General features: G+C 61.0%; 12 protein-coding genes. 9 read left to right on the top strand and 3 right to left on the bottom strand.

Annotated features, from left to right (window positions below):
• Window positions 1-100 precede the first annotated feature (100 nt).
• Together OXT71_05010 and OXT71_05005 are read right to left on the bottom strand one after the other, a co-directional pair.
• Window positions 101-916 (bottom strand): hypothetical protein, encoded by an 816-nt coding sequence (locus OXT71_05010; protein ID MDE2925742.1) that lies wholly within the window; start codon window positions 914-916, stop codon window positions 101-103.
• Between the two features lie 12 nt (window positions 917-928).
• The gene (locus OXT71_05005) at window positions 929-2,815 is read right to left on the bottom strand and encodes a family 10 glycosylhydrolase (GenBank protein MDE2925741.1); all 1,887 of its coding nucleotides are present in this window, start codon (window positions 2,813-2,815) and stop codon (window positions 929-931) included.
• Window positions 2,816-3,069: 254 nt separating this feature from the next.
• On the opposite strand from OXT71_05005, the gene OXT71_05000 reads away from it, so the two are divergent.
• The 6 genes from OXT71_05000 to OXT71_04975 all read left to right on the top strand — a co-directional run bounded on the left by OXT71_05000 (window position 3,070) and on the right by OXT71_04975 (window position 17,959).
• Complete coding sequence (locus OXT71_05000; protein ID MDE2925740.1) at window positions 3,070-4,341, top strand: amidohydrolase family protein; 1,272 nt, start codon at window positions 3,070-3,072, stop codon at window positions 4,339-4,341.
• 12 nt (window positions 4,342-4,353) lie between these two features.
• Entirely contained in the window at window positions 4,354-5,691 is a 1,338-nt protein-coding gene (locus OXT71_04995) for a sugar porter family MFS transporter (GenBank protein ID MDE2925739.1), read from the top strand.
• A gap of 257 nt (window positions 5,692-5,948) precedes the next feature.
• Window positions 5,949-6,545, top strand: a complete 597-nt coding sequence (locus OXT71_04990) for a DUF6088 family protein (GenBank protein ID MDE2925738.1) — start codon at window positions 5,949-5,951, stop codon at window positions 6,543-6,545.
• Window positions 6,538-7,569, top strand: a complete 1,032-nt coding sequence (locus tag OXT71_04985; protein MDE2925737.1) for a nucleotidyl transferase AbiEii/AbiGii toxin family protein — start codon at window positions 6,538-6,540, stop codon at window positions 7,567-7,569. The genes OXT71_04990 and OXT71_04985 overlap by 8 nt, the downstream gene beginning before the upstream one ends.
• On the top strand, window positions 7,566-15,263 hold the full coding sequence (locus OXT71_04980; protein ID MDE2925736.1) for a hypothetical protein: 7,698 nt from the start codon (window positions 7,566-7,568) through the stop codon (window positions 15,261-15,263). Before OXT71_04985 ends, OXT71_04980 begins: the two co-directional genes overlap by 4 nt.
• Window positions 15,263-17,959, top strand: a complete 2,697-nt coding sequence (locus tag OXT71_04975; protein MDE2925735.1) for a DEAD/DEAH box helicase — start codon at window positions 15,263-15,265, stop codon at window positions 17,957-17,959. Before OXT71_04980 ends, OXT71_04975 begins: the two co-directional genes overlap by 1 nt.
• Before the next feature lie 319 nt (window positions 17,960-18,278).
• Here the strand turns inward: OXT71_04975 and OXT71_04970 are convergent, their stop codons facing one another.
• Complete coding sequence (locus tag OXT71_04970; GenBank protein ID MDE2925734.1) at window positions 18,279-19,325, bottom strand: Ldh family oxidoreductase; 1,047 nt, start codon at window positions 19,323-19,325, stop codon at window positions 18,279-18,281.
• A 190-nt stretch (window positions 19,326-19,515) separates the two neighbouring features.
• Between OXT71_04970 and OXT71_04965 the strand changes: the two genes are divergently transcribed.
• The 3 genes from OXT71_04965 (at window position 19,516) to OXT71_04955 (ending at window position 22,283) form a co-directional block, all read left to right on the top strand.
• Window positions 19,516-20,295, top strand: a complete 780-nt coding sequence (locus OXT71_04965; GenBank protein MDE2925733.1) for a glucose 1-dehydrogenase — start codon at window positions 19,516-19,518, stop codon at window positions 20,293-20,295.
• A 102-nt stretch (window positions 20,296-20,397) separates the two neighbouring features.
• Window positions 20,398-21,144 (top strand): SDR family oxidoreductase, encoded by a 747-nt coding sequence (locus OXT71_04960; protein ID MDE2925732.1) that lies wholly within the window; start codon window positions 20,398-20,400, stop codon window positions 21,142-21,144.
• A gap of 35 nt (window positions 21,145-21,179) precedes the next feature.
• On the top strand, window positions 21,180-22,283 hold the full coding sequence (locus OXT71_04955; protein MDE2925731.1) for a Zn-dependent alcohol dehydrogenase: 1,104 nt from the start codon (window positions 21,180-21,182) through the stop codon (window positions 22,281-22,283).
• Window positions 22,284-22,338: the final 55 nt, after the last annotated feature.

The following is a 22,338-nucleotide window of genomic DNA, read 5'->3' as shown; positions in this document are numbered from 1 at the left end:
GATGGAAGAATTATCGTGCAGAACGCTGACTCGACTTAATCAGACCTTCCTTAACCTTCTGTAGTGACTTGGAGGCAGTCAGAACTAGAGATTGCCCCTCCTAAATCTCCATCCGGCAGACGATGCCGACGTCGTCGCAATACCACAGGACGCCGTCCCGGATGGACATCCCGTGAGGTATCGGGTCGTCGTCCGCGAGCTGGACTCTCTCGACGATCTCGCCGGTTTCGGGATCGTGCTTGAAGAAGGCGTACTGGTTGGTGTCCGCGCACCAAAGATGGTTCCCTGCCCAACCGATCCCATGGGGACGGTTGCCGGAGCTGGGGAAGCGTTGCTCGACGATCCAGCTCGCGGGATCGATGCGGTAGATCATCCGTGACGGCGGGACCGCCACCCAGAGCTTGCCGTCCTGCCACTCGAGACCGTGAGCTCCGGTTCCGTCACGGGGACTGGCATCGTAGGCGCTGGGCGCGGACTGTTCGCCCGGCGATGGCTCCGGCGGAGGCAGGAGCGGACTCGATCGGTGGGGCGCATCCGAAGGCATTCTGTAGATCACACCTGCCCCGGGCGTGAAATACTTCCGAATCGTCTTTCCGTTGGACGCGTCGGCCTGGATGATCTCCCGGCTGTAGGTCGACGCCATCCAGATCGCCTCGCCGTCGAAAGTGATTCCGCTCGGTTTCACGCACTCGGTCTCGAAGCCGCGAAGGACCTTGCCGTCTTCGTAGCGGACGAGGAAGACGCGGCCGTCGTCCCCGTCAATGATCCAGAGGCCTTCCCGCGTGGCCTGCAGACCGTTGGGGTGGGGACCGGGGGTCTTGATGACCGTCTCCACCCGTCCGGCGTCGCGCACCGGGATCTTGCCCATCGCCGGGGCGGCGGCCATGAATGCGAGGAACTGTCTGCGCGCTATCATGAGTCTTGTCCTCTATCCGGGAGTTTCCAATCTGAGATCCCATCCGTCCAGAATCCACAGGCGTGAAGCGGCCGGGAGGAGGCTGGGCTTTCCCTTTTTGAACCATTCCTCCACCTCGGAACGGTGCCCGATGCGAGCCGCCCGGCGCCACCGGCCCACTCCGCCGGTCCGCCCCAGGCCGTCCCAGAAGAAGAAGCGCTCAACGCCGGACCGATACAGGCGGTAGGCCATGTCGTAGTACTCACGCGAAGTCATCGATCGGGGCATCATGTTGAGCGCCAGCGTGCAATCGGTCCCCTCGACCAGGGAGACGAAGTGCTCGACATCCCGTGGATCGTCCCAGGCGGGCACGAAGCTGTTCAGCCGGACCGAGGAGGAATAGGGGATCAGCGTGTCCACCAAGCCCTCCCGGACCCAGGTCTTCAGGTCCATGCCATGAAGGATATTCTCACCCGGCCGGCACACGACTGCGGTCACCGCCAGCCGGCTGCGCCCCTGTTCACGCGCCACTTCGTCCAGCATCGCCCGCAACTCCCGCATGAACCGGGTCAGAAAGGTGGACCGGTACCGGAGCCAGCGTTCGTCCAGAGAATCCAGCTTGCGCGGGTCCTCCCCGTATTCGGCCTGGAATCCTTCCACGATGGGAGCTTCATAGGCCAATAGCGGCGGACGGCGATTGTAGAGGAGGGCCACGCCGTCGATGGCGTAGTTGGACGCCGTCTCCCGGAGCAGGGACAGAACGTACTTTCGAGTTTCGGGAAAGGCGTAGGAGATCCGGGGCAGCGGGTTCCCCTCGCGATCGACGCATACCAGTTCCGGATGCTGCTCGAAGAAGCTGCCCTTGGTTTCCGAATAATGAGGAACCGGGAAGTGAAAGCCTGCCACCCGGTAGGCGGCGTGAAGCTCGATGCCATGCTGGTGCGCGAATTCCACCGCCACTTCCAAGGGTTCGACCCCGGTCTTTCGGTAGGCCCGCCAGGTCTTGGATTCGACCCCGTCATAGGCGCGGCCGTAAAAGGGGTTGTCCGGATCGTCTCCGTGGTCACGAGTCTCCGTGGGACGCCTGCCGATACTGGAGGCATAGAAGACGCGGTCCCCCATGCCCGTTTCCCAGTAGAGGCGGGCCACGTCCCCATGGCGGAGCGGGTCCAGAAGAGACAGGAGAGTCTCCTCGTCGCCCGATTCGTTGGAGATCCCGGGATCGATGTGAACGAACAGCCTCTTGTGTTCCGGGTTGCGGCGATCCGCTTCGAACTCCCGAACCTGCTCCTCCGACAAAGGCACCAGTTTGACGAACGCCACCCACGCTTCGCGAATCTGCGGAAAGGTGATCTGGCGGAAATGCATGGCCTGCCCCGTCAGGTCGGCCGTCTTCCAATACACCTCGTAAAGCCGGTTCTCCTGGTGATCCTTGCCTCCCGCGTATCCCTCCAAGGTCGTAAAGGACGCGTCTCGAGAAAGTCGGACGTCGATCGCTTTGGTCCCTTCGAACGGTTTCTGATAGATGCCGATGTAGATTCGATGCCAGCCGGTGCGGTCCAGGGAGTAGGTGATCTCCGGAGCTCGACTGTCGTGCATGGCCAGCAGCAGCGTGCCGGAGAAGGTCCGGCCGGGATCGGGTTGTTGCCGAAAGGCGTCATGTATCGACGTGATGTCGATCTCTTCGGCATCCCGTTCGGCGGTGTAGTCGGCCAGGCGCCACGTGCCGTGTTGCCACTTCCGCGAGAGGGCGGACCGGGGCTCAAACCGGTCCAGGTCGCTCAGATAGATGGCTTCCGAAATTTCGGATTCCGTATGCTGAGCGGCAGGCTCGGTCTTGGATTTGCCGTCTCCGGGATCAGCGCAGGACGCGATCAGGATCAGCGTCAAGAGGGGCAGGGTTCCGTTCCTTAGAAGCATGGTCGAAGTTCCGCTGGATCGCGCCATTCGGCATTCATGTCGGGTCAGTTTTCGACAGTGAACGCTTGCGATTTTTCACTGAAACCGATTCTCTCGGTCCTGTGACCTCCAGTGAGAAAGTGCCGGGCATTGTAGCAAGCCGAATGACGTGGGTGCGAACGGGTTCCAGGTAGAAGAGAGGACGCATTGCCGTTCCCCGACGTCGTCTCCACCATTATTCACGAGTCGGATATGATCCGGTTTGGAGCGATTGGATGAAGACCATGCCGGGACGACGGGATTTCATCAAAGGGGCGGCTGGATTGGCGGCGGGTCTCCTCACCGGGTCCTGCCTCAGCCAGACGTCCGAAAAGCGGAACCGCCAACCCGGGAGCGACCGGCCGGAAGGCGGCAACCCGGCGCGAAAGGAAAGGCCCATGATCGTCGACTCACACGCCTACGTGTTTCCGCCGGGAGACGAGCCGGCAGGGCACTCCAGTCCCGAAGAACATCTGGCCTGGATCCAGGCGGCCCACGCGGGACATCATCAGCCGGCCTGGCGGGTTCGGGACCGGGCCCCGGCCTCGTCCAAGCCCCTGGCGCCGGGGGGATTCAAGAATCTGTCCGATCTGCCCGACGTGAACTTTCGGGTGGATCGCGAGCGGGGCCGGGTGGTCTGGACCGTCGACGGAGAGGACTTCACCAAGCAGTTTTACCCTCCCAACCTGAGAGACCTGGAGTTCACGCCCCACAGCCTCATCGCCGAGATGGACTACGCAGGCGTGGACGTGACACTGCTGCACACCGACCCCATGTTGATCCGCGACAGCCGCTACCTGGCAAACAGCGTGCGCCTGTATCCGGACCGCCTGCGCTCCATGGCCCCGGTGGACGAATGGCGGATTCCATCGGAGACCGACGCCGTCATCCGGGAACTGGACACGGCCATCAACAAGCTCGGCCTTCACGCCATCAAGTTCATTCCCCCTCTGGGTTACCTGGGCAGCAGCGCTCCCTGGGACGACGGCCCCTACCGGCCCTTCTGGGAAGCGGCTGGCTCCTGGAAGGTTCCGGTCTTCTTCACCCTGGGCACGGGACCGGGCGCCGTCTCCGTGGAGGACCAACGCCGCGGGTATCTCAAGGAATTGGGGATCCTGATGCGCTGGATGGAACGCTACCCGGACACGGTGTGCAGTCTCACCCACGGCTTTCCTTGGCGCGTGTTTCTGGACGGGGACGGGGTCCGCCTGCCGCAGGACATCTGGCAACCCTTCCGGAACCCGAAATGCAATCTGGAGGTGAGCTTTCCGGTGCGGCTCGGCGATCTCTTCGACTACCCCTACCGGGAAGTGTGGCCCACCCTGGAGGCGATGGTGGAACACGTCGGTTCCGGCCAGTTGCTCTGGGGCACCGACATGCCCTTCCAGAACCGCTTCTGCACCTACCGTCAGTCCCGGGACTGGATCGAGAAATACTGCCGGTTCCTGGGTCCTGGGGACCTGTCCCAAATCATGGGCGGGACGGCCGCCCGCATCCTCGGGTTGTGAGAGGAAAAGAGAATTCTCTACGTCGTATTCGTTTCGTTTGTGGCGGCCCTGGGCGGCTTCCTGTTCGGCTATGACCTGGTGATGATCTCGGGGGCGGTCATATTCCTCAAAGAGGAATTCGGCCTCAGCGCTGCGGGATTGGGATTCACCACGGCCAGCGCCGTCATTGGTTGTATTGCCGGGCCGATAGCGGGAATGCGGCTCTGTGACCTGCTGGGCCGCAAGCGAACACTGATCGCCGCGAATCTCCTGTTCGGGATCAGCGCCATTGGCACAGCGTTGCCTGAGACCATCGATCAATTCAATTTTTTTCGCGTCATCGGCGGAATCGGGTGCGGCCTCGTCAGCGTCGCCTCGCCCATGTACCTGGCTGAGATTGCTCCCGCGCGCCTCCGGGGCCGACTGGTGATGATGTACCAACTGGCCATTGTCGTCGGGGCCTTCTCCGCCACTCTGGTGGCCTACTACCTTGCCTTTTTCGAGGCTTGGCGCTGGATGTTCGCTTCCGAGCTGGTTCCCATCCTGGTCTTCGGAGTCCTGTTGACCCTGACACCACGGACGCCGAGATGGCTGGCCCAGAAAAACCGCTACCGGGAAGCTCGAAGAGTCCTGGCTCGAATCAACGGGCGGGAAAAAGCGGAGGGACTGCTCCAGGAGATTCGGGAATCGCTGGCCGAGGAGACGGGCGCCTTTTCCGAATTGCTGAAGCCCGGAATCCGGACCGCCTTTGCCGTAGCCGTGCTGCTGGCCGTCTTCAGTCAATGGACCGGTTGGAGTGTCGTCGCTTCCTACCTTCCGATCCTGCTCCTGAAAGCTGGATTCGCAGATGCCAGCGACGCCATCTTCCAATACGCCATGGTCAACGGAATCAACATCGGGTTGACTCTCGTCTCCATGTCGCTTGTGGATCGCGTCGGCCGCCGGCCGATCTGGCTCGTGACATCGTTGGGGATGGTTTTCGGCGTCACGCTGCTCGGCGCGATCTTTCACTTCAACCTCACCGGGTTTGTCGTGGTTGGGGCGGTGCTGATGTGCGCCTGGCCTCACGTCATCGGTCTCGGCCCCTTGGCCTGGGTCATGATGTCGGAGGTCCTGCCCACCCGAGTGCGGGCCCGGGCAGTCAGCATTGCGACCATGTGCCTATGGATCGCCAACTATTCGGGTGTTCTCGCCTTTCCGGTTCTCCTGGAGTTGTCGGAGGAGCGCTTCGGCTCTCCAGCGGCAGTGTTCTGGATCTTCACGTTGACTTGCCTCTTGGCTTTTGTCTTCGGCTGGAAATTCGTGCCCGAGACCAAGGGCAAGAGCCTGGAGAAAATCGCCCGGGACTGGCGGCATTCCGGGCATCGTTGACAGCCCGTGGCAAGAGTCGTCACGGCATTCGACCGTCCCGGAATCCGGCGGTTGTAGTGGAGAACATCCGCGTCGTCGGCCGACCTGTCTGGATCTCCAGAATGCTGTAGGGCACGCGGGGATGGCGCCCTCATCCCGCGTTGCGCGGACTCCGGTGGGGCGGCACACCGTCGCCTTGGCTACCTTGATTCCGATTGCTCCGAGCACCACGGCGCTCTGTTATATTAGTAGGTGCATTTGTGACGGAGAGAGTCGCCATGAAGAGTGTGGCTGAACGGATCATGGAGTACGCGGAGGCCTCGCCCGAAGCCACGCCGATCTGTCCGGGCGCCCTGCTTCATCTTGGCAGGCGCGGGGCGGTGAACCAGGCTCTGTCGCGCTTGGCTCGCTCCCGGCGCCTCTTGCGGATCTGCCAAGGCATCTACATGCGCCCGATCGAAACCCGGTTCGGGCGCTGTGCACCGAGCGTTGACAAGGCGCTCCAGTCGCTTTCGGAACTCTGGGGCGAGACCATCGTTCCGAATGGAGGCGGCGCGGCCAACTGGCTTGGCCTGACGACCCAGAATTCGGTCCGCTCGGTCTATCTCACTTCCGGCCGCAGTCGGCGATTGCTCTTCGGCAAGCACCCCGTGGAGCTACGCCACGCGCCGCGCTGGCAGTTGGCGGCCCCGCGTCGGATGGCGGGAGTAGTCATCCGCGCGTTGGCATGGCTTGGTCCCCATGAGGTCGAAAGTGGCCTCGACGTTGTTCTGCCCAAGCTCACTCAGGAAGATATCGACGAGCTTGCAGCCGCGCGAGCCGTCATGCCCCGGTGGATGGCGGAGCCGCTGAGTACACGTCTCGCGCATGGGTGAGATTCGGTTTCAGCATCTCTCAGTCGAAGAGCGCCGCTTCGCCCTGCGGAAGGCCCAAGCCGAAAGCCCACACCCTGCCTTCCTTCTCGAGAAGGATATCTGGGTTGTTGCGACCCTGAACGTCTTGTTCAAAGCTCCGTTCGGACGACATCTGGTTTTCAAAGGCGGCACATCGCTGACCAAGGCGTGGGGGGCGATTCGGCGGTTCTCCGAAGACATCGACATCACTTACGACATCCGTAGTTTCGCCTCGGATCTGGTCGCCGGTGTCGGCGACGAGGCGCTGCCGCCGACGCGCAGTCAGGAGAGGCGCTGGACCCGGGCGATCCGTCCCCGTCTCGCCGAATGGGTCCGTGAACGGGCAGGACCGCTGGTCGAGGAAGAACTCGCCCGCACCGGGTTCGTGGCGCGGATACGGGCGGAGGCCGAGCGGCTCTACATTCGGTACAATCCGCTGTTCGAGGTACGCGGCATCGTGCGGCCAGAGGTGCAAGTGGACTTCGGGGCGCGCTCGACGGGCGAGCCTCACTCCGTCCACACGGTCGTGTGCGACGCAGCAGCGGGGCTTCCCGACATAGTGTTTCCGAAAGCTCGGCCAGCCGTCATGCTGCCTGAGCGCACCTTCTGGGAAAAGGCGACCTTGATGCACGTCTACTGCCTTCAGGGACGGGTCCGGGGTGAGCGCTGGTCGAGGCACTGGCACGACCTCGTCCGCCTTGACAACACTGGAATCGCGGCACGGGCTGTGGCCGACCGCGAACTCGCCCTGTCGGTTGCTCACCACAAAGCGATGTTCTTCCGCGAGAACGATTCCAGCGGCCGGAGGATCGACTACGAGGCCGCCGTCTCGGGCAATCTCAGGCTCGTTCCCTCTGGTGCCGCTCAGGAGGCGCTTGCGGAAGACTACGCCAGCATGCTCGCCATCGGGATGTTGCTCGACGAGGACGAGCCGTTCGATACCCTTATGCAACGGTGCGCCCTGATCGAGGAGAGGGCCAACGCTGCCCGGGCGACCGACCCATGAACATGACCGATAGCAACGACAAAGAGCACCCGCGCGACGTCGATGTCCGGCGAAATGCCGGTATCGTCCGAAGTCCGCTCGACGAGGTCAAGGCGATCCAGACTCTCTTGGCGGATGTCTACAAGGATGCCGGGGATGGACGCACGCTGTTCCGCGAACTTGTTCAGAATGCCGACGATGCCTGTGCGCGACGGCTCAGGCTCACGGTGCTGGAGCGCGGCTGGCCCCATGCGGAAAACAGTTTGCTTCGCGGCCCCGCACTGTTGGTGGCGAATGACGGGCCGTTTCCTGACAAGGATCGTGAGGCGTTGCACAAGGCCATCGGCGGATCAAAGGAGGACGATGTCGCCAAAATCGGTACGTTCGGGATTGGGCTCAAGAGCGTCTTCCACATCTGCGAGGCGTTTCTCTATATCGGTGCCGCGAAGTCGGTGTGGCGAGGCGGAGTTCTGAACCCGTGGGCCGGCACCGGAAACAGCGGATCTAGGGATCCCCTTCATCCCGATTGGGACGCAGTTGGAGAAAGAGACGTCGAGCGACTTCGGGTCGCCATGAGGGAACTGCTTCGGGAAACGGAAGACGGCCTGATGTTGTGGGTTCCGTTGCGACGCAACGAGCATCTGGATCGGGGAGCCGATGGTCTCCGATACGGGCTGGGTGATCATTGCCCAGGGTCTCAAGAGCTATGCTCGTGGTTTGGCTCCTCAACGCCCGCGGCGCTCCTGTTGGCGCAGTGCGGACATCTTCAGACCATCGATGCGCAACGTGTAGCGAGGCCTGAGGACCTGAGCGACAGAGTGATGCTGATGCGCGTCGCTCGCCAGACCGTGGGATGGTTGGGAAGGTATCAGAATGAAAATCGTCAGTGTCCCGAGCGTCCCTTTGAGGGCACAATTGCGTCGCAATCGTCGAAGTGGTCCGTGGTCGGAATCGAATCTCTTGATGGCAGGAGCTTACGCGACCTCCGATCGGAGCCCGATTGGCCGCAATATCCTGACTGGAGGAACGGTCAGTATGCCACGGTGCCTCGGAAAGCGCTCGCTCACGCCGCAGTGACGGTGCTCCGGCCCGTTGACTGCGACGCCGACCAATTGGGCGTCCGGCTTCGCTGGGCCGGGTTCCTCCCGCTAGACGACGATCCCGCGCCCAATTCCAGTGCGATCGTCGAAAGCGACGGTCCATCGCCTGCGTGGGAGATCATCCTGCACGGCTACTTCTGGCCATCCCAGAATCGCAAGTCCATCCCCGGAGTCGCCGACGAACACGGCGATGCCACAAGGGATGGCGATATGCGCCACCGTTGGAATCGCACGTTATGTGAGGACCTGTTGCTTCCTCTGCTGCCACTTGCACTCGCCAAAGCGGTTGACGGCGTCGACGACCGGGCGGCTCGAAGGTTACTGGACTCAGTTGTGCGCTCGGACATACTCGACGATCGGAAGCACTTCGTCACGCGACGGCATTGGCTGCTCCCAGTCGTAGCGACGAACGGGGTTCGATGGAGAGCGACGCCCGCTGATGCCTGCCCGGTCCTGTCAATCCCCAATTGGGGTCAGGCACCGAAGACCGTTCGCATGCGCTTCTTGGCATCTTGCCGGGAACACGCGGGCCATGTGCTGTTCATTGATGACGCAGCACCTCAATTGGCAGGAACACTCGACGACTGGACCGTCGACCACCTCGAATGCCTCCTGAACAGCATTCCGGGCGATGCGTTTGCGTCCAAGCAATCTCTACAGTGGATCAAAAGAGTTGTCAGTCATGTACTCGGTCTGAATGCCCGTTCGGAGGACACTCGGGCAGCGGCTTTCGTCCAGTGGCTTGCGGGACGAATAGAGGAAGGCGCCCTTGCGCCCACTATCCAACGGTCTGCCTCACGAGAAACTCGTGACGAGTTGCGGGAGGCATGGCGCGTTCTGTGCATGGCCATCCCAAGAAAATGGCTCGTGGAAACACCGGTGGACACTGTACAGGCTGTCGTCGAGTTCACTGAGTGTGATGGGGTGATCGGCGAGGGTTTGTTCCTGCTACCGGTCGGGCAACGTGCGGGCGATTCGCGACCGACGCCGCACCTTGATAAGGAACGGCTGGATTGTGCGCTGACCGCCTTGGGACAACGGCTGGAGGCGGGCGGCGAATCGGAACGATTGCGGCACTCCCGGCTTCTTCTCGCTGAGAAACTGCTATCCCTACGCTCCGCCCGTCCCTTAGATGATCGTCTGCGTAGGCTGCCGTTTTTCCGAGCGATTAGGTTGCCGGAAGACAAGGAGGAAGCTTGGTCTATTGCCGATCTCCATCGCCAGATCGAGAACCACCGGGTATTCGCCAGTCTGGTTTCCGAGGAACCGGAGTACGACGGTACAAACACAGCACAACCGGAACGGACTTCCGATCCGAAACGTGCCGTCACGGACCTCGCTATGGCGCTCGACGAGACAGTGTGGTTCGTGAACGGCAAGGCGGTGGCCTCCGTCGCCGATGTGCCGTCGCCCGAGCCGGAGGCCTTAGCCCGTGCAGTGCTTCAGGCCGAGACGTTCGCCGAAGCCGCCACTCGCACACCATTGCTTCGTCGTCTCGCTTCAAACATTTCAGACAGCGCCAATGTTCGATTGGCGGCGCGTGCGCTCCTCGCCGGGCGGGCTGTTGCAGGTCGCACCGAATTGTTCCAGGTTCGTGCTGGGTACGAGCGCGCGCTGCTCATTCTGTTGCGCCTCCTCGATCGGTCATGGTGTGCATTGGACAGGCAGTTGGTGGGCTCGCTTTCTCAAGACATCCTTGAAGCCCTTTCCGTCGGTCAGGACGATCTCAAAACACTTCATCGCCTACTTGGTGAATGTCTGAATAGGCACGTGGACTGGAAGGGGCTAACCAAGGCGGAGGCACTGCATTTACTCAAGCACTTGCACAGCGCGGAACCAAGGGCACAACGACGCTGGCGTCAGATGCCTCTGCACCGGGGCCTCAACGAGGCCCGTGGGGCGTTCGACGACCGTGCACGGCGTTCGACCGGAAGGACAAGCGACATTGTGTTGCCCGGGGAACTCCGCGCGGGTGTACGTCTACTGGATCCAGATGCCGATGTCGCCCATCTCTACGGCACCATTCCGGAGTTGGACCGTGATGGCGTTCTTCAACTGATGTTGGAACACTCGAGCCCGTGGCGTTTCGCCGAACGGATCGTGCAACACGTGCGCTCCAATGACGGTCGGGTGAGCCTGTCGCCTGACCGTGACCTGCGCCGACTGTTGAAGGATAGCCGTTGGTTGCCGGATCGCGATGGCGAGGGTCTCGCTCCGAAGGCGGTGCTTATCGCTCCCGAGGAAGTGCTCGATGCCGTCCACGATTTAGCCGCGAACGGGGCCTTCGGCGACAAGCGGCTCCCCGATGCCGTCGATCCGCAGGTTTGGCCGATGGCAGAGCCGGTGGTTCGAGAGATTCTGGGACGCATGGGACGCGGGCGCCAAGTAGAGAGGATGGTCGACGCCTTGGATTCCGACCGGGTGGCGCAAGTAGATGGTGGCGCTTGGCTTGTCATTTCGAAGCCAAGGCTGGTCGACGCTTTGTTGATCGCCTGCGCACTGGAAACGCCCCTTGCCGGACGCCATCGCGGTTGGAAGCTCGTGCACACCGTCGACCGAATCCGGGGACACGAGGATCGTCAACTACTGCTGAAGTTGGCGAAGTCGCTCTGTGCGCCTGTTCACCCCGAACGCCAGATCGAAATGCTGACTCCCCTCGCCGCCAGCCGACCAGCTAAGGACTCTTCGGGTGGGCGCATGTTTAGGAAACTCTTGGGCTGTTTCGCAGAGACCAACGGCTTTTTCGAGCATGTCCTGCCAAAGCTCGACCTACCTACGCAGGACGGCAATTGGCACGCGAGCCGAGACGTCGCGAGAACCGAAACCGGCGTCGCACGGAGGCACCGTTTGGTTTCCGAACTCCGTCCCGTACTCGGATTAAACGACGACGAGCGGCCAGCCCGACCGAGGGCTGACAAAGACGAACTCGAAGAGGACCCATTGAGAGCCTACTTCGAGCCTTGGCGTGATCGACTCCCGCACCGCGCCGTCGGCGCGTTCCTCAGTTTGCTGGGGAGCGGCTCACGTGGCGAAATCTCGAAGCTGGCCAAGGAATGGCTTGGCGAAGACGTCAGCATTAAAGGTATGCGTAGCACGTTGGTCGGCCCGAACAGAGAAAACCCTTTTACAAGTTTGTGTGTTTGGGTCTCGCTATACGTCCAGCGTGGTCCCCGTGTTCTTGCGGTGAACGTCTTCGGCGAGTGGGTGGAAATGGAAGCCGAACACGACTCCGACACACTGTTCGCCACCGACCCCGTTCCATATCTCGGCTCAACGTTGGGGATTGCGCCCCGTGAGCCCTTCACGCAGGTCGATCTGCGTGACGTCGACCCGCAGAGCCGCACCAGTTCCGAACTCATACAGTTGCTCGGAGCCACAGTCGAGAGATGGGCAACCAAGTACCTCAAACTGGACCGCGAGCGAGTGAACGACTGGTGGTCTCAATGGGCGGAGAGTTCCAGAGCGGATCTCCGTCCCGTGCTCGCCTCAATCAAAGCACACTTGCCGCTCACGCTTCGACAGCTCGATGTCAGAGATAGCAGACCGCTCCGGGACGCTCTCAGGACGGCTGAGCGGGCGCAAAGGAAGCGAGAGCAGGTGCCCTCCGACCAAACGATCAGGATAGAGAGAGAATCCCTGGACGGCTTGGCGAACCTCATCAAAGCGCCCAAGCATCAGACATTCCTTTGGAAGCAGGTCAACGTGCTGATGCACCGTTACGGCTATCGAAACGACGGCGTGCTGTTAGAACTCGCACAGAATGCCGACGACGCGCTTGCACAGGCCGCCGAGATCAAAGGAGGGACGGTGCCATGCCACACTCGTCGTTTCGTCGTTAAGCTCCACGAGAATGGTGCCACGCCCACTTTGGACGTAATGCACTGGGGGCGTCCAATCAACGACACCGGTGGCGCGGCCTTCCCGGCAGGCCGGGACCGTCAGTGGGATCAGGACCTCTACTTCATGATGCTCTTGAATCTGAGCGGCAAGCCCGGCGAGGCGCCTGGAGAGGCCTCTCTGTCCTCGACCACTGGTCGCTTTGGCCTCGGCTTCAAGTCCGTTCACCTTCTCTCGTCGTCCCCGTCCGTGGTCAGCGGGTTTATCGCGTTCTCCATTGCCGGGGGTTTGCTTCCCATGGAGCAAGCTGTCCCGGACGGTGCCGATTCATGGATGATTGAAGGCCGTCGAGCAACTCGCGTTCGCCTGCCCCTGCGGGGCGATATGGAAGCAAACAAACTGATCCAAGAGCTGTTCGGTCGCTTTTCCTACGGGCGTGCCCTGTTGCCTGTATTCGCACGGCAGGTGCGGGAAGTCGTTGTCGAAGGCGGACCGTTTCCCGGGGTCCACGTCTTCGACGGCAAACCGATAGAAGGTGCGTTTGCGTGGTCGATCGGCGTCGAAACCGAGTTGCCTAACCATGTCGGCTCCTGGCGAATCCTTCGGTTCCGACCCGCGGACTCAGGATTAGAGGACATGGGTACCGCAGCATTGGCCCTCGGTCTCCGAGATGGTGTTCCGACCGCCTTCGCTCCGGATGTGCCGTTCCTTTGGAACGTCACACCGACGAGCGAAGAATGGGCCTGCGGATACATCGTCAACGGACCCTTCAAACTTGATCCTGGGCGAACCCATGTGTCGCTTGATGAGAATACGACCCTCGAAGCCGTCCGTGGCCTCGGCGACGTGCTCGGAAAAGGCCTGATCGAGTTGCACGATGTCCTGACCGGGAAAACGGTGGTGGACTGCCCAATGCTTGTGAGTGACGGTCAGAGCTTCTTGTCGTCTCTATGGGAAGTTCTCGCCTCCGGCACGGACAACCCCGATAGGCTGCGCTCATCGTTTCTTCGCCATTTGCATGGTAACGGTCGCGGCATATCCGCTTGGATGGCCACCCGTTCGGTTGTTCCCACCTGCCTTCCCGCACCATTTCCACCGCTGCTTCCCCCGCTGAGTCCAAAGATGCCGTGGGAAGTCGCGACCGATGGCTTGGACAACCCAGATCTATGCGCCGCCCTCGCTGAAATCGACGACGACGACTTCCGATCATTAGTTGGCAGCCGCCGCATCGTGTCCTGCGAGACCAACCGACTCCTCGTTCCATTGTGTACACTCGCGAGTACGGACGACGATCCCATCCGTCCGGCCCCGGTTCGCCCGGCCAACCTATTGGCGGAACTGGCAAAACGTTGGGACTACGATTTGACGCCGACGCGGCTACACGCGTTGCGCCCCCTTCCCCAAGCTGCGGCGGCTTGGGACTTGGTTTCCAACGATTCGCATGGCGCAACATGGCACCGCAGGTTCCGAGCGCGATCAGTTGCCGGAAGCTCCCAACCTCTGCAGAGATTGCTACTTCAGGACTCTTCCCTATTGCGGGACGAAGCTGACGGAGACCTTGAGGACGAACTGCTGCGGTCTGCCTTCGCTCCTAGCAACCGAATTCTCGACCCAGCATACATCGGACGCCGCGAAGACTGGATCGTGTTCCGGTGGCTTCGTACGCAGCATCGCGTCGATGCCGCTGAGGTCGCGGATTGGTATCGGGACGTCAGGGAGAATCTTCAACGCGCCGCGCTTCGCTATCTGTTGGACGGAAGACTACAGGATCGCGTTCTCTCTCACCTCAACTCAATCGAGGCCCGCCCGTCTTGGCTTCGGGACTACGATGGCATCCGCCAAATGCTCCGAGACATTTGCGACGAGCCTTGGCGTCGCCAGAGACTTCTGGGTGCCCTCTTTCCCAACCGGTTCCGTGTGCCAGAGTCGGTGGCAGTACCAGCAATCGACGGCGACACTTTCTTCAACCGGCTATCGGAATGGTGGAACGATGCGGCGGTGCGCAGTGAAGTGATCGCTGCCTATGAAAGGCGGGCTTGGCCGGAGTGGCTACGGCGTGACCACGATATTTCAGGCCGACTCAATTCGGGATCGGACGATCACTGGATCGCGCTGCTGGTTCTGGGTGTGTGCCGAAGTCTTGGTCGTACCCAGGATCCTCAGCACCGTGGATTCCTTGAACTGGCCCACGGGAAAGGATGGTGGGACGTATTCAAGGCCCCCGACGACGCAGGGGCCTGGATGCGGATGCTGCGGGAATGGCAAGACGACGCGCTGGCCAAGCTAGCCTACCCACGGTGGATGGCACTGTTTCCGGCGATCTATCAACTTAGTCGATATCGGGGTGTATATATTCGTTTGCTCAGGTCGGCCGGACAGCGTCCGGAGAACATGTACAAAATCACTTGCTTGCTTGCACCGAGAGTCGACGAGGCCCTCACGGGAGCAGGTATAAACTTCGATGCACCACCCGCGCCTCTCAACATGGGTCTCCACTGGGTGCTACGGGAACTTGTGCGCCTGGAAGTTGTCGAGGGCGAACATCTGTACCGGGACTGCTGGGTACCATCGGAGCAAGTGCTTCGTTTTCTGCATCCCTTCGGCCTCGACCGTCCGGATGACGCCATGTCCAACCCGGGGAAGGCACGCGCCATCTTCGACTTTCTGGCGTCCAATTTAGCTACGGCTACGCCGAATCTCCATCGCGCCTTCGACATACCTATTCGCCACGTGGCTTCGAACACGGATCTGCGCCGTCAACTCGGATTGGAACAGTGATGACGCCCTTCAGTACGAACGCGGCAATCCGGCATCCCCGCTTTGGTTCCGGACAAGTCCTGCTGGACCAGGGCGAGAGCGTCGTTGCCCGCTTTGAGCACGGAATAGAGGAATGTCTGGCGGCCGACCTCAAACTCATCGACAGCTTGGCGGATCGGATGGCCGCCGGACGGCTCGATCCCGCGCTGCATGTCGTGACCCGAGTCCTCGGTGAGTGCATTCGTTCAGTCAACGATGCTTGGGGCGTCTTTTCCCGATCACGCATCGACTTGCTGCCGCACCAGCTCTGGGTCTGCAAACGCGTACTCGAATCGTGGCCCACGCGATGGCTAGTGGCCGACGATGTCGGGCTTGGCAAAACCATCGAAGCGGGCCTCATCCTCACACCGCTGCTTTCGTCGGGCCGTGTGCGGCGACTGTTGATACTCGCACCGGCCAGTTTGGTCGAACAGTGGCAGGTGCGAATGCGCGAAATGTTCGACATCCGGCTCTCGATCTACGTCGCCGACGCCGACACGGAAACCTCCGACTTCTGGAATACACAGGATCGGGTCATCGCCTCAGCCCATACGTTGCGGCGCGACAAACGCAACCGTTGGGATCGCCTGTTCGACGCGAAGCCCTGGGATCTCGTGCTCATCGATGAAGCCCATCACATGAACGTGGACGAACAGGGCCACCGCACGTTGTCGTATCAACTTGTCGAACGCCTTCAGGAACGTGGCAAGGTCCATTCTATGGTGCTGTTCACCGGCACCCCGCATCGCGGCAAGGACACGGGATTCCTTTCCCTGCTGAAATTGCTACGACCCGATGATTTCGATCCCGAACAGCCTCTCGAAGAACAGATCGAGAAACTCCGCACCGTGATTATTCGTAACAACAAGAACTCCGTCACGGACATGTCCGGCGCGCTGCTGTTCACTCCAGTGCGATCAAGGCGGGAGACGTACGCCTACTCACCGCAGGAGACGCGCTTCTACGAGCAACTCACCCAGTTCATCACAACGGGGAAAGCTTATTCCGCCAATCTTGGCTTCCAAGATCGACGCATGGTGATCCTGATCCTGATCACGATGCAGAAGCTCGCGTCGAGCTCCGTGGCGGCAGTACGGCGGGCTCTCGCTCGACGGCTCGCCCGGCTCCGTGACGCGAACGCCAAGTTGGAGGAATCGCGCGAGGATGTGTCGCGCCTGCAGAAGTTACGGGATGAGGACAACTCGGCAAATTTGGACAAGATCAATCTCCTCGAAGAACGGACGGCCGCGAGCCTCAGCGGAGTCGACCTCAACCCGAACGAGATCCCGGCACTCGAGGAATTGCTCGCGGTGGCAAATGAGGTCACCAATGAGACGAAAATCGCGCGCATCCTGTCCGTGGTCGACGAGTCCTTCGCCGACAGATCCGTGCTCTTCTTTACCGAGTACAAGGCAACCCAGGCGCTACTAATGAGCGCGCTGCACCAACGCTACGGTGACGGGTGTGTGACGTTCATCAACGGCGACGGCTTCATTGAGGATGTACGAGATTCACGCGGCAATACAGCCGACCTGACGGAAGACCGGCGGCTTGCGGCGGCGCGTTTCAATCGGGGAGAAGTTCGCTTTCTCGTTTCTACGGAGGCAGCTGGCGAGGGCGTCGACCTTCAGGAGAGTTGCAGCGCCCTGGTTCATGTGGATCTGCCTTGGAACCCGATGCGTCTGCACCAGCGCGTTGGGCGCTTGAGCCGCTACGGCCAAACCGATCGCGTCGATGTTGTAACGGTGAGGAACCCGGACACCGTAGAGAGCCGGATCTGGGAACTCTTGGACAAGAAGCTTGCGCGAATCAACTTGGCATTCCATGGCGCAATGGACGATCCCGAGGACATTCGCCAGCTCGTAATCGGGATGGCATCCCCAGGCATGTTCACCAAGGTATTCTCCGACGCCGATTCCGCCGCCCTCAGGGGCCAAACGCTCGACGATTGGTTCGATGCGGAAACCGCGACTTTCGGCAGTGAGGACGCCGTGGACACCGTACGTAATCTCATCGGCCATGTCGCTCGCTTCGATTTCGGAGCCGTGGCAGGCCAGATCCCACGCGTGGATCTGCCAGATCTCGTGCCGTTTGTCAAAGCGATCCTCGCCGTGCATGGTCGGCGGCCCGACCAGTCTGACAACCTTCGCTTGAGCTTCCGTCCACCGGAGGAATGGAAGGACGACTTCTTGATCTCCACTGTCGACCGCTATGACCTTTTCTTCACCCGGGAACCGCAACCCAAGCAAGGGGAGGATGTCGCCGGGGTCGGGCTACGGGTTGTCGACCGGGCAGTTCGGGATGCCGTTGCGCTGTCCGCAGCGTTCGCCACGATCCGGGGTTTGGGAGATCCCATCTTCGTATTCAGTGTGCGCGATCGAATCACCGGCGCCGATGGTGCCATTCGCGCTGTCGTTGTCGCTGCCCAATCGGATGCAGACGGGAACTGGAGCCTAGTCCGTGATTGGGAACTGATTCAGCGCCTTAACCCGCTTGCCAACAAACCCCGCAGCCCCGTCTTCACAAATGCCGACCCGGCGCTCGACGTCTCGGATCTCATTGCGAGGGCACGACAGTATGTCGTATCGAAGATTGATGCACTGGATCTCCCGTTCACCCTGCCGGATGTCGACAGCCTAGCTTGTCTTGTACCGGCCGAGCGGAGGCGCATTCGCTGAGCGCGTGTACGCTATTCCATGCCCTTCATCTGATCCCCCCGAATTCACGCCGTTCCATACCGCATTCCGGCCGATTCGAGATGCCGGAATCAGACCCGCTTCAATGGCAAGATTGGGTAGATCGTGCAGGTCCAGTTGAACTTAGGAGATTTCTTGCCGTGATTCGCGCGTAGTGAATTCCGCCTACCCCATGCTTTACATCGGGCCCGGCGAGGGGTGGCTTCGCCCCCATTCGATCACCCCTTGATGCCCGCGCTCGGGCGGTGGGTCATGGGCGGCTCACTCGCCCGTCTTTGTGTCCTAGCGGCGCATCCTCCTCTTACTCGGGGACCGAAACACCCAGCGAGGCTGCCAGGTCGACCAACTCGCTCCAGAGCATATCCGGGATCGGAATTCCCTCTTGCTGCCGGACGGCCCTGGCCTGGAGTTCGGGATCGCCGGGGATCAGAACTTCCTCGACACCCGCGGCCGGAGGGACAGCTTGGATCCGTTTGCGGAGCCGGTCGGCCCTTTTCGCATAGTCGGCAAACGGCTGAAACAGGTCGGCTCTGAAGACCATCATGGCCGCGCCGGAATGACTGAAATAGAGCCCCCCGCGATTGGCCTGGGCAAATTGGGCGGATCCGGTGAAGACCCGGCCCAGCCATTCAGCCGTCACCGCCAGCGCGTATCCCTTGTGCTCCCCAAAGGGTATTTGCCCCCCTCCTTCCAACAGATCATCCACGTTGTTGGTGGGATTCCCCTCTTTATCGACGATCCAACCGTCGGGGACTTCCTGCCCGGTCCGCTGGGCGTTGACGATCTTGACTCCCGACGAGGCGGCGGTGGCGAAATCGAACAGCATTCGGGGCTCCCTCCCGGCGGGAAGACCCATGGCCAAGGGGTTGGTTCCCAGTACGGCGCCGCGGCCTCCGTGAGGCACCACTCTTGGCCTTTTTTCGCCGAACCCGCCCCCCCAAACCATCGCGATCATTCCTTCAGCGGCTGCCGCTTCCGCGTACTCCCCCAGACGGCCGATATGATGGCTTTCCACTAGACCGACCACGGACACGTCGTGCTTTGCCGCTTTGGCGATGGCTTTCTCCATGGCGAATTTCGCCACCACCTGTCCAAAGGTCCAATTGCCCCTGACCAGAGCGCTGGTGCTCGTTTCCCTCACGATCTCAGGCCGGGCTGCCGGAACCAACTCTCCCGCATGTATGGCGGCGATGTAACCCGGAAGTTGCCAGACCCCATGCGTGTCGACGCCACTCAGGTTGGCCGACACCAGGTGTTTGGCCACCACGGCGGCGTTGGCCTCATCGGCCTTGACCGCCACCAGCATTTCCATCGCCAGTTGCTCGAGTTCCTCAGCGTTCCTTTTCATTCTTTTGCGCCTCCATGATTAACGACAGTACAATTCCGAGCAGGATCGGACCAGCCTGAAAGCAAGTCGGAATGTGAAAAGAAAACCATTGCCGCGCCAGTAGAGCCCCTGGATTCAGCTAAGGCAAACCGGCCTCCGGACTTCGCCTTCCGTCAGGAATCGACGCTTTGGGATTAGGAGAAGGACGCCCATGATGTTGCAGGACAAAGTCGCTTTGATCACCGGCGCGGCCTCGGGAATCGGACGGGCAACTGCCGGATTGTTCTCGAGCCAGGGCGCCAAAGTGGTCGTCGCCGACATCGACGGCGCCGGAGCCGAAAAGACGGTCCGGAACATAAGAGGAGATTCCGGCGAGGCCTTCTCTATCCAGGCAGACGTGGGAAGGATGGACTCGGTGGAGGCGATGGTCGGATCGGTTCTCGATCGATATGGCCGCCTGGACATCGTACACAGCAACGCCGCCGCCTATGTGCTGGGGACGGCTTCAGAGACGAGCGAGGCGGATTGGGACCGCACCCTCGATGTCTGTTTGAAAGCCACCTGGATGATCGCCCGCTGTGCCCTGCCCCCCATGGTGGCCCAGGGTGGCGGCACTTTCATCATTACGGGTTCGGTCCATTCCATCCGGGGCTACTCCCTCCATGCCGCCTACCAAGCCTCCAAGGGGGGCTTGCTGGCTCTCACCCGTTCCTTGGCGGCGGACTATGCGCCCTCGGTCCGGGTGAATGCAATATTGCCGGGCGCGGTGGAGACCGGATTGTGGAAGGGTCTCTCCCCGGCGGATCGTTTGAAGATTAAAGAAATGTGTCCCCTGCGCCGGAACGGCCGGCCGGAAGATATTGCTCAAGCCGCTCTGTTTCTGGCATCCGACATGTCTGCGTACATGACGGGCGCCTACCTGGTGGTGGACGGTGGTTTGAGTTCCATCATCGAGATGCCTGAGTGGCTGTGGTCAAGACTCAAATCCTGATGAGGTTTCAGTCAGGCACCAAGCGGGTTAGGGCTGACGGCAACAGTAGCCATCGGATCGGGAGGTTTCGGCGGCATCGGTTCAAGTGGAGGGGCCAAGGCGATGGGTAAGCTGGAGGGAAAAGTTGCTTTAGTCACCGGAGGAGGCACTGGGATCGGAAAGGCAACCTCTCTCCTGTTTGCCGGGGAGGGAGCGGATGTTGCCGTGAACTTCTCCCGTTCCAGATCCGATGCGGAGGACACGGTGTCTGAAATACGGCAACTCGGCTCGCAAGCAATTGCTGTCTGTGCGGACATCTCAAACGACGACGCCGTAAGGCTGATGATCGGGAAAGTCGTGAAGACCCTGGGGAGGTTGGATATCCTCGTCAACAACGCGGCGACGACAAGGTTTGTCCTCCCAAGAGATCTCGAAGGAATGACCGAAGAGCTCTGGGACAAGATCTTCGACGTGAACGTCAAGGGCACATTCTTCTGTTCACGAGCAGCGATCGCTGCCATGAGACTTCATGACGGCGGGCACATCGTCAACGTGTCCTCCGATTCGGCCTTCACCGGAAGAGGAAGTTCGATTGCGTATACTGCTTCCAAAGCGGCAATCATTAATATGACTCTGGCGTTGGCCATCAGCCAGGCTCCGGAAATTCGCGTGAACGCGGTGGCGCCCGGAGTCGTCGAAACTCGCTGGATCGATAAGATCAGGCCACTTGCGGACGCTGCCCGGAGGAAAAATCCTCTCCAACGGCTCGCCCGCCCAAACGACATCGCCGAAGCCATTTTGGGTCTGGTGGTCAACGATTTCATCACGGGCCATACGCTGGTGGTCAACGGCGGAGCCACCCTCGTGTAGCCATGTCTGGAGTGCGGTAAGGAGTTTTCCCAATTATGAAAGCGAAGGCGGCAATCCTCTTTGATGTGGGCCAACGGCTCGATATTCGAGAAGTTGACGTGGCCAAACCCCGGGCCGGCGAAGTTCTGGTGCGAATGGCGGTCGGCGGCATTTGCCACAGTGATCTCCATGTGATGACGGGACACTTGAACGCCCCGACCCCGTCGATCCTGGGTCATGAGGGCGCCGGGACCGTGGTCGAAACAGGTTCGGGAGTGACCTCCGTCCGGCCTGGGGACAACGTCATCCCCCTTTGGCGACTCAGTTGCGGCGAATGCGAATACTGCACGTTGGCCCGGCCGGCGCTCTGCGCGGTGGGAATGAAGATCCGGTCCACGGGGCGGCTTTTGGACGGCAGCAGCCGTTTTTCCCTCGACGGGTCCGAGATCAAGCACTTTCTGGGAGTTTCGACTTTCTCCGAATACACCGTGATTCTGGAAAAAGCGCTGGTGAAGGTTCCCAAAGACATCCCTCTCCAGCAGGCGGCGTTACTGGGCTGTGCAGTGATTACCGGAATCGGAGCGGTGATGAATGCCGCCCGAGTGACGCCGGGCAGTCAGGTCGCGGTTTTCGGCAGTGGAGGCGTCGGCTTGAACGTGATCCAGGGAGCCGCCTTGGCAGGCGCCGAAAAGATCATCGCGGTCGACCTCTTGGACAACAAGCTCGAAATGGCGCGGCAATTCGGAGCCACGCACACGGTCAATGCGTCATCGGACGATCCGGTGGAACAGGTCCGGTCGTTGACCGAACAGCGAGGGGTGGACTATGCCTTCGAGGTCATCGGGCTGCCCAAGACAGTGCGGCAGGCCTTCGACAGCTTGGCCAAACGCGGTGAGGCCATTGTCCTGGGAGTCACCCCTCTGGAAACCGAAGTGTCGGTGCCGATCATGCCCCTCATCTTTGAGGAAAAAGTCCTCAAGGGATCGGTCTATGGATCGAGCCGGCCTCGAATCGACATCCCCAAGTTGATGAATCTCTACCGGGCCGGGAAACTCAAACTCGACGAACTCGTCACCCGCACCTTCTCTTTCGATCAGATCAACGAGGCTTACGCCGCACTGGAGAGGGGCGAAGTGGCTCGAACCGTGGTGCTGATGTGAGCTGAACCGACGATTGGTTACCTGGATCTTCCGAATAACCTAGGCCGGAAACAAA

The organism is Acidobacteriota bacterium, from assembly GCA_028874215.1.
GTDB lineage: Bacteria > Acidobacteriota > UBA6911 > RPQK01 > JAJDTT01 > JAJDTT01.
Note: the sequence above shows the minus strand (reverse complement) of the source record. Positions and strands in the feature narration are given on the sequence as shown.